The organism is Amycolatopsis orientalis DSM 40040 = KCTC 9412 (genome assembly GCF_000478275.1).
GTDB lineage: Bacteria > Actinomycetota > Actinomycetes > Mycobacteriales > Pseudonocardiaceae > Amycolatopsis > Amycolatopsis orientalis.
The window spans coordinates 332,776-341,396 of the sequence record NZ_ASJB01000042.1 but is presented as its reverse complement, the minus strand read 5'-3'; the positions used below and the strand labels follow the sequence as shown (position 1 = coordinate 341,396).

Below are 8,621 nucleotides of genomic sequence, written 5' to 3'. Positions count from 1 at the left end.
GCAACGACCCCTGGAATCCACCCCCTCGGCTGAGCCGAGGGAAGGGGGCCTTCACGCGCTTGACCCGAAATGCGGGTTGAGGGCTAGACGTTGCCGCCGACGACGCGGTCGCGGACGGTCCGCATCGTCGCCGAGTCCACAGTGGACGGCTCCGCCGCCAGCCAGCCGCCGATCTCGTGCAGGAACTGCTCCGGCGTCATCGGCGGCGTGGGGGAGGGGTCGTCGAGGTCCGTGGTGACCTCGCCGGTCCGGCTCGGGTAGACGATCATCGCGCCGCGCAACGCGACGCCGGGCAGGATCCGCCGGTATTCGGCGACACTTTCGGCGAGCCTGCTGCCGCCGCCGCGGAAGGCGCGGCCGTTGCGCAGCAGCCGGTCGTCGTCGCCGGTTTCGTAATGCCCCGGCAGCCACAGCTTCGATTCGATGAGCACGAGCCGCTTGCCGCACAGCACCGCGTGGTCGACGTCGGCGAAGACCGAGTCCGGCCAGGAGAGGCCGTGGAAGATCCGCGCGCCGGGCAGCCGGGTGAGATAGCGCTCCAGCAGGTCGGCGGTGAGCCGCTCGGCGAGTTCGTCGGTCTCGGTGCCGGGGGTGCCGAAGACGCGTTTCCCGCCGAATTCGGCGGCGAACCGGGTCCTGGCACGGGAAGCGGCGAGGTAGCCGCGGGCGAGCCGCTGCACCAGCAGGGCCGTTCCGGCGGTCAGGATCAGCCAGACGATCAGCGTGGGCGCCGAGAACCCGACGCCGGTCAGCACCGGCAGCAGGACCAGCACCATCCCGCCGACCGCCGCCACGACCGGGGTATGCCCGGGACCGCGCCGTCGTCCGTGCCGCACGCGGTCGTCCTGTGCGGCGAATTCCCACCATTCGAGGTCTTCCGGATCGATCACGACCTGCGCGGGCTCGTAGCCCGGTTCGTCGCCGAAGCGCCGTCTCGGCCGCGGCCGGACCGGCACGCGCACGGAGCGCCCGCCCGCGTCGTAGCCCGCGCGCCGCATCGGGTCGCTGAGCGTGTCGTAGGCCTCGCGGACCAGCTGGAACGTGAGAGCGGAACCCCCGGTGTCCGGGTGGTGTGACTTCGCGAGGCGCCGGTAGGCGGTCTTGATCTCGTTGGCCGAGGCGGCCTTGCCCACGCCGAGCACCTCGTAGTAATCGACATCGGGCACGGGCGGTTCACCTCCAAAGGGCCGGGCCGCAACACTATTCGGCCGCCGCCGGTGGTCCGCAACCACCTCCGCGGCGCGTCGGGGTGACCTCGCGGGCATACTGTTTCGCTTGTGGCGGAACGAGGTCCACCTCCGATGCGTCCTGGATATCGTGGAGATCGACAGCGCACCAGGAAGGACAGCGGTGGAAGAACCGGTCACGGGTACCGCCGCGGGGGTACCGTTCACCGCCTTGCCGCCATCGGCCGAGGTCAGTGGCCCCGCGCCGGTGGTCATCGCCTGGCATATGATCGACGCGCCCCGTTCGGACGCCGCGTTCGCGGCCGCGTTGCCGCTGGCGGGGGTGCCGGCGTGGCGCGTCTACCTCGGAATGCCGTTGTGCGGCGCCAGAATGGTCGACGGCGGGATGGACGCCGTCATCGAGCGGGCCCGCCGTGACGCGATGCTCGCCTACCTCGACCCGTTCGTCCGGCAGGCGGCGCTGGAGTTCCCCGCCGCACTGGCCGTCCTGCGGGAACGCTTCGGCTTCGACACCTCCCGGATGGCCGTGGCGGGCGGTTCGCTGGGTGGCGCCGTGGCGCTGACGATCCTGGCCACGCGGGAGATCCCGGTCCGCGCCGCGGCACTGGTCAACCCCGCGGTCCGCGCGCGTTCGGTGGTGGGCCTGGTGGAAGGCATGCTGGAACAGCCGTATCCGTGGAACGCCGAAGCGGAGAAGGCGGCGGATCAGCTCGACTTCGTCGCACGATCGGGTGAAATTTCGGCGAGGGAAACCCAAGTTCCGCTGCTGGTCGTCAGCGGCGAGGACGATTTCCCGTCGTTCCGCGAAGACGCCGACGAACTCGTCTCCGCCTTGCGCGGGCAGTACGCCACACCGGACGACGTCCGCCTGGACCGGATCGCCGATCTGGCGCATCCGCTGGCCGACGAGCCGGGTATCGCACCGGCGCCGCAACTGCCGATCGCGAAGGTGGTCGATGACACGGTCACCGCCTGGTTGGAGCGTCACCTGCGCTAACAGGCGGCGGGTGGGACCGACCGCGCGGGGCCGAATTCGAGCCGCAGCTTGTCGCTCTTCGGGAGGACGAACGCGACGTCGGTCCCCGCCCGCCACGTCCAGGGAACGAAGACGTACTGGCCGCCGGACTGCAACAGCAGTCTCAGGCCGGTGTACCGGTATTTGTAGGCGGCGTCGGGGTCCGCGCATTTCACCTGCAGGACACCGCCCGCGGTGAGGTTGAGGCTTTCGGCGCTGTAGATCGTCGCGGCGGGCCGCGTCGGGATCTGTGCCGCGACTTCGAAACCGCGCCGGACGCCGACGGAGGCCGAATAGTCGCTGACGGCCCAGAACAGCCCGATGCTGACCAGCAGGTACCCCAGTACGAGTTCCAGCAGGTGCGACCGGTGCGCCGAAGCCCAGCGGCGCCAGGCGAAAAGCACCATCAGCACGCCGAGCGCGAAGCCGAGTCCGGGAAGCCCGGGATAGGGGCGGAAGGGTACCGGGTCCAGCGCTATCAGCACGGCCGCGACGATCAGCGCCGCACCCAGCCCGGCCGCGATCGGGGTCCCGATCCGGAGCAGCCGCGCCCAGCCGTCCTCGGAAAGCCGGATCCGGAGGAAGCGGGCCAGCATCAGGAAACCGAGCGCCGAACCCGCCGTTCCCGCCAGGGGCAGGAGGACGCCGTCGACACCGCGCGCGAAGATCTCGTCCGGGGTCTGCCCCAGCAGCGTGTAGTGCACGCGGAAGTACGCGAAGAACACCTGCGTCTCCACCAGGCCGAAGAAGTACAGCAGCGCGGTGAGCAGCGTCGTGTTGGCCAGCACGGTGCCGACGAGCTTGAGTGCCTGCGGAGGGCCGGAGTCGGGCTCGGGTGCTTTCGTCTCGGGCCTGCGCAGCCCGCGCCGCGCGGTCATCCGGAGGTGGTCTCGGTGGGCTGCTCGCCGGTCGAAGCCGGGCTTTCCGAGGTCGTGGTCTCCTCGGTGACCTCGGGTTTGCACGCGACGGCCTTGATCGTGACGGTTCCGCCGGGTTTGACCGGGGAGTGCGTGATGCTGCTGATGCATTCGCCGGAGCCGGTGATCACGACCTTGACGCCGCACAGCTTCGGCCCGCAGACCTTCCGGATGTCGCCCTCGATCTCCGAACGGGCGATCGGGGGAGACGCGCCCAGCCGGGTGTGGTCGTAGACGATCGGGCTGCCGGGCACGCCGGGCGGACCGGGGTCCCTGGTGTGGCCGCCTCCTTGTCCGGGCGGGGCCGTAATCGACGACGCCGTCGGCGCGGTCTCCGTCGTCACCCCGCTGTCCGTGGTCGCGTCGGCCGGGGCCGTGTCGCGGGGCGCGGAGGTTCCGTCGCAGCCCGCCGTGAATCCGAGGACGGCGATCGCCATCGCCGTGCTGAGCAGCCGTTTCATGGACCTCACCGTCCTGGGAAGACGCCCTTTCGGATAAGGACGCGGAATGGCGGGCCCCTGATACGTGCCGGGTTGGTCCATTCGGGCGTATTTCGCGGATTCCGCCCTTTCGGGCAGATCCGGGTGGACCGGCGCGCGACAACTTCGCCGCCTGGCCTTCCGACACGCCGCAAATTATGTTAAGAAACTTTACTAACTAATAGGGAGGCGCGTTTTGAGTTCACCCCCGCAGCCGGGGCTCGAGCGGAAGATCGGGCCGCTGCAGGCGACCGCCATCAACATGACCCAGATGTGCGGGATCGGCCCGTTCGTCACCATCCCCGCGATGGTGGCGACCCTCGGCGGTCCGCAGGCCATGTTCGGCTGGCTCATCGGCGCGGTCATCGCGCTGGCCGACGGCCTGATCTGGGCCGAACTCGGCGCCGCCCTCCCGGGCGCCGGCGGTACCTACGTCTACCTGCGCGAGGCGTTCGGCTTCCGCACCGGCAGGCTCATGCCGTTCCTGTTCGCCTGGAGCGCGGTGCTGTTCATCCCGCTGATCATGTCCACCGGCGTCATCGGCCTCGTCCAGTACCTCGGGTACCTGATCCCGGGCGTGGCGGACGAGAGCGGGACCACCGGGCTCGGCAAGGTCATCGGGCTCGGCGTCATCGCGCTCGTGGTGCTCGCGCTGTTCCGGCGGATCGGCGAGATCGGGAAGCTGACCACCGTCCTGTTCGCGGTCATGCTGTTCGCCGCGCTGTCGGTGATCGTCGCGGCCTTCACGCGTTTCGACGGCGCGCAAGCGTTCGCCTTCACGCCGGGCGCGTTCTCGTTCGGCGGTGGCGCGTTCTGGGCCGGGCTCGGCGCGGGCCTGGTCATCGCCATCTACGACTACCTCGGCTACAACACCAGCGCCTATCTCGGCGGCGAGGTCCGCGATCCGGGCCGGACGCTGCCGCGGTCGATCATCTTCTCGATCCTCGGCATCATGAGCCTGTACTTCCTGCTGCAGCTCGGTGTGCTCGGCTCGGTCCCGCTGGAGGAACTGAAGACCGCCACGTCGGTCGCCTCGACCGTGCTGGAACAGGCGTGGGGCACGGGCACGGCCAAGGTCATCACCGTGTTCATCGTGATCGCCGCGGTCGGTTCGGTGTTCGCCGGGCTGCTCGGCGGCTCGCGGGTCCCGTTCGAGGCCGCGCGCGACAAGGTGTTCCTGCCGGTGTTCGCCAAGCTGCACCCGAAGCTGAACCTGCCGACCGCCGGTGTGCTGACGATGGGTCTCATCACCGCGATCGGCTCGCTGTTCACGCTGACCGCGGTGATCAACGCGGCGGTGACGGTCCTGGTGATCGTCCAGTCGCTCGCCCAGGTCGCGGCGATCGTGGTGCTGCGGCGAAGGCGGCCGGAGCTGGACCGGCCGTACCGGCAGTGGCTGTACCCGATCCCGACGGTCATCGCGCTGCTCGGCTGGGTCTACATCTACTTCTCGGCCACCTGGCTTTCGATCGGGCTTTCGGTGGCGTGGATCGCGCTCGGCGTGGCGGCGTTCCTCGCCTACGCGAAGGCGGAGCGCGTGTGGCCGTTCGGGCCCAAGGGGATCCAGGAATCGTTCGCGGGGGCGGCAGAGGGGACGGGGAAGTGACGGGGGAAGAGCTGATCCTGGGGATCGACTTCGGCGGGACGAAGGTCGCGATCGGGCTGGCGGACAGAACCGGGAGCCTGCTGGTCACCCGGCGGCTCGACACCGACGCGCAGGCGGGCGCCGGACAGGTGGTGAGCCGGGCGCTCGCCGCCGCGCGGAAACTGCTCGCCGACGAAGGCGCCGCCGACCGCCTCGCGGCGATCGGCGTCGTCAGCCCCGGCATCGTGCTGGAGGACCGCATCCTGCTGGCACCCAACGTGCCGGGCTGGGAGGAACTGCGGCTGCGGGAACTGGTCGCGGACGAGTTCGGCGACGTCGGCATCGAAGTGGGCACCGACGCCAAGGCGGCGGCGCTCGCGGAATGGCGGTGGGGAGCGCTGGCTGGCACCGATCCGGCGGTGTTCCTGTCGCTGGGGACCGGGATCGCGGCGGCGGTCCTGGTCGGCGGCCGGTTGCTGACCGGCGCCAACGGAGCCGCGGGCGAGATCGGGTACAACCTTCGCTCGCCGCAGGACACCGATGGGTTCGCCGGCGGAGCGGCGCCGCTGGAGGAGGTCGTCGGTGGACGAGGGCTGGGCGGCCGGGCGAGTGTGCTGCTCGGCCGCCCGGTCACCGCTGGGGAGCTGTTCTCCCTCGCGAGGGAGAACGCGCAGGCGAAGGAACTGGTCACCGCGGCGCTCGACGAACTGTCGATGCACGTCGCGAACCTCGCCATCGCGCTCGATCCGCAGTGCATCGCCGTCGGCGGGGGACTGGTGCGCTCGGCCGACGTCCTGCTGCCCGCGCTGCGTGAGCGGCTGGCGCAGGCCGTGCCGTTCCCGCCCGAACTGGTGTCGGCGAAGTTCGACCAGGACGCCTCCCTGCTGGGCGCGATCGCGATCGCGCTGGACGCTTAGCAGCCGCAGGCGAGATCACCGACCGAAGCCGCCGGGCGTTCGCTAGATCCGATCTAGCGAACGCCCGGCGGCTTTCTCGCGCCTGAGGGATGAGGCGAGGGAGGGTGGTCATGGGCAACGGTCCGCTGCGGGTCGCGGTGATCATCGGCAGTACCCGCGAAGGGCGGGTGGGGGACGCCGTCGCCCAGTGGTTCACCGGCCGTGCGGGAGACCGGGACGGTCTCGTCCTCGACGTGCTAGACCTGGTCGATTTCGACCTGCCTTCCGGGCTGCCGGAGCAGGCGACGCGGGAGATGAAGCGGTTCGCCGGGCGGATCGACGCGGCGGAGGCGTTCGTCGTCGTCACCCCCGAGTACAACCGCAGCTTCCCGGCGTCGCTCAAACAGGCGATCGACTGCGCCTACGACGAGTGGCGCGCGAAACCGGTCGGCTTCGTCTCCTACGGGTACCGGTCACAGGGGCTCTACGCCGTGGAGCAGCTTCGCTCGATCTTCACCGAGCTGCACACCGCGACGATGCGGGACACGGTCGCGTTCAACCTCCTCGACGGCACTCCCTCCGACTCCGACGGGCAGGGGCAGGCCGTGACCACCTTGCTCGACGAACTCCTCTGGTGGGGCCTCGCCTTGCGCGAGGCGCGGGCCGCCCGTCCGTACGTCTGCTGAAAACTTCGGGAAGGAACAAGGAAAATGAGTGAACTGGCCATCGAAGCCTCGGGGCTGGTCAAGGTGTTCGGGGAGAAACGGGCGGTCGACGGGCTCGATCTCGAAGTCCCCGCGGGCACCGTGTACGGCGTCCTCGGGCCGAACGGCGCGGGCAAGACCACCGCGGTGAAGATGCTCGCGACCCTGCTGCGCCCCGACGGCGGTGAGGCCCGCGTCTTCGGCAAGGACGTCGTCCGCGAGGCCGACGCCGTCCGGTCCATGGTGAGCCTGACCGGGCAGTACGCCTCGGTCGACGAGGAGCTGACCGGGACCGAGAACCTGGTGCTGATCGGCAGGCTGACCGGGCACCGCAAACCGGCCGCCCGGGCGCGGGCGGCGGAACTGCTGGCGGCGTTCGGCCTGACCGAAGCCGCGGGCCGGCAGGTGAAGAACTACTCCGGCGGGATGCGGCGGCGGATCGACATCGCCGCGAGCATCCTCAACACCCCGGACGTGCTCTTCCTCGACGAGCCGACGACCGGGCTCGATCCCCGCAGCCGCAACCAGGTCTGGGACATCGTGCGCGCGATCGTGCGGCACGGCACCACCGTCCTGCTGACCACGCAGTACCTCGACGAGGCCGATCAGCTGGCGTCCCGGATCGCGGTCATCGACCACGGCAAGGTCATCGCCGAAGGCACCAAGGGGCAGCTGAAGGCCTCGGTCGGTGCGGGCGCCGTCCACGTCCGGCTGCGCGATGCCGATCAGCGGCCCGAGGCCGAGGAGCTGCTGAACCGGATCCTGGAGGCGCGGGTGCAGCTGGAACCGGATCCGGTCGCGCTGACCGCCCGGCTTTCGGGGGAGAGCACCGAACAGGGCGCCGCCGAGCACGCCGCGCGCGCACTGGCCGAACTCGCCCGCGCGGGAATCGTCGTCGACACGTTCTCCCTCGGCCAGCCGAGCCTCGACGAGGTCTTCCTGGCCCTCACCGACCGCACCGTCACGCCTGAGGAGAGTGCAGCTTGAGCAGCACGGCAGTCAAAGAAACCGAACCGGTCCTCGCGGCACCGAAGCCCGAGGACCTCGCCGCCATCCTGATCGCGAAGAACCGTCCGCGGCGCCCGAGCGCGCTGTCGGCCTCGATCACCTTCGGGTGGCGCGCGATGGTGAAGATCAAGCACGTACCCGAGCAATTGTTCGACGTCACCGCGTTCCCGATCATGATGACGCTGATGTTCACCTACCTGTTCGGCGGCGCGCTGTCCGGTTCGCCGACGCAGTACCTGCAGTTCGTGCTGCCGGGCATCATGGCGAGCAGCATCCTAATGATCACGATGTACACCGGGGTCGCGGTGAACACCGACATCGCGAAGGGTGTCTTCGACCGGTTCCGCACGCTGCCGATCTGGCGGCCGTCGGCGATGGTCGGCTACCTGCTCGGCGACATGCTGCGCTATCTCATCGCGTCGCTGGTGATCCTCGGGGTCGGGCTGATCATGGGCTTCCGGCCCGGCGGCGGATTCGGCGGCGTGGCCGCGGCGATCCTCCTGCTGCTGGCGTTCTCGTTCGCGTTCTCGTGGATCTGGACGATGTTCGGCCTGCTGCTGCGCAGCGAGAAGTCGGTGATGGGGGTCAGCATGATGGTGCTGTTCCCGCTGACCTTTCTCAGCAACATCTACGTCGACCCGGCGACGATGCCGGGCTGGCTGCAGGCCTTCGTGGACGTCAACCCGGTGACCCACGTGGTCGGCGCTGTCCGGTCCATGATGGACGGTGATTGGGACGGCGGCGAGATCACCTGGGTGCTCATCGCGGGCGGCGTCATCCTGGCGATCTTCGGCACGCTGACGATGCGGCTCTACAACAGGAAATGACCG

The 8,621-nt window shown here is 69.8% G+C and carries 9 protein-coding genes; 6 read left to right on the top strand and 3 right to left on the bottom strand.

The window, feature by feature from the left end; translation table 11 throughout:
• Positions 1 to 83: 83 nt before the first annotated feature.
• Positions 84 to 1,166, bottom strand: a complete 1,083-nt coding sequence (locus tag L324_RS11905; RefSeq protein ID WP_037306376.1) for a J domain-containing protein — start codon at positions 1,164 to 1,166, stop codon at positions 84 to 86.
• A 184-nt stretch (positions 1,167 to 1,350) separates the two neighbouring features.
• On the opposite strand from L324_RS11905, the gene L324_RS11900 reads away from it, so the two are divergent.
• Positions 1,351 to 2,184, top strand: a complete 834-nt coding sequence (locus L324_RS11900) for an alpha/beta hydrolase family protein (protein WP_235783497.1) — start codon at positions 1,351 to 1,353, stop codon at positions 2,182 to 2,184.
• Here the strand turns inward: L324_RS11900 and L324_RS11895 are convergent.
• Positions 2,181 to 3,080, bottom strand: coding sequence for a hypothetical protein (locus L324_RS11895; protein ID WP_037306373.1), 900 nt, complete (start codon positions 3,078 to 3,080; stop codon positions 2,181 to 2,183). The genes L324_RS11900 and L324_RS11895 overlap by 4 nt on opposite strands.
• Positions 3,077 to 3,580 (bottom strand): hypothetical protein, encoded by a 504-nt coding sequence (locus tag L324_RS11890; protein ID WP_037306372.1) that lies wholly within the window; start codon positions 3,578 to 3,580, stop codon positions 3,077 to 3,079. The genes L324_RS11895 and L324_RS11890 overlap by 4 nt, the downstream gene beginning before the upstream one ends.
• Before the next feature lie 214 nt (positions 3,581 to 3,794).
• On the opposite strand from L324_RS11890, the gene L324_RS11885 reads away from it, so the two are divergent.
• The 5 genes from L324_RS11885 (at position 3,795) to L324_RS11865 (ending at position 8,618) form a co-directional block, all read left to right on the top strand.
• Positions 3,795 to 5,204 carry an APC family permease gene (locus L324_RS11885; RefSeq protein WP_037306370.1) on the top strand — a complete coding sequence of 470 codons (1,410 nt, stop codon included), beginning with the start codon at positions 3,795 to 3,797 and terminating at the stop codon, positions 5,202 to 5,204.
• Complete coding sequence (locus L324_RS11880) at positions 5,201 to 6,100, top strand: ROK family protein (protein ID WP_037306369.1); 900 nt, start codon at positions 5,201 to 5,203, stop codon at positions 6,098 to 6,100. The genes L324_RS11885 and L324_RS11880 overlap by 4 nt, the downstream gene beginning before the upstream one ends.
• 110 nt (positions 6,101 to 6,210) lie before the next feature.
• Positions 6,211 to 6,765, top strand: a complete 555-nt coding sequence (locus L324_RS11875; protein ID WP_037306368.1) for an NADPH-dependent FMN reductase — start codon at positions 6,211 to 6,213, stop codon at positions 6,763 to 6,765.
• A gap of 24 nt (positions 6,766 to 6,789) precedes the next feature.
• The gene (locus L324_RS11870) at positions 6,790 to 7,770 is read left to right on the top strand and encodes a daunorubicin resistance protein DrrA family ABC transporter ATP-binding protein (protein ID WP_037306367.1); all 981 of its coding nucleotides are present in this window, start codon (positions 6,790 to 6,792) and stop codon (positions 7,768 to 7,770) included.
• Positions 7,767 to 8,618, top strand: coding sequence for an ABC transporter permease (locus L324_RS11865; RefSeq protein ID WP_037306366.1), 852 nt, complete (start codon positions 7,767 to 7,769; stop codon positions 8,616 to 8,618). Before L324_RS11870 ends, L324_RS11865 begins: the two co-directional genes overlap by 4 nt.
• The last annotated feature ends 3 nt before the right edge of the window (positions 8,619 to 8,621 follow it).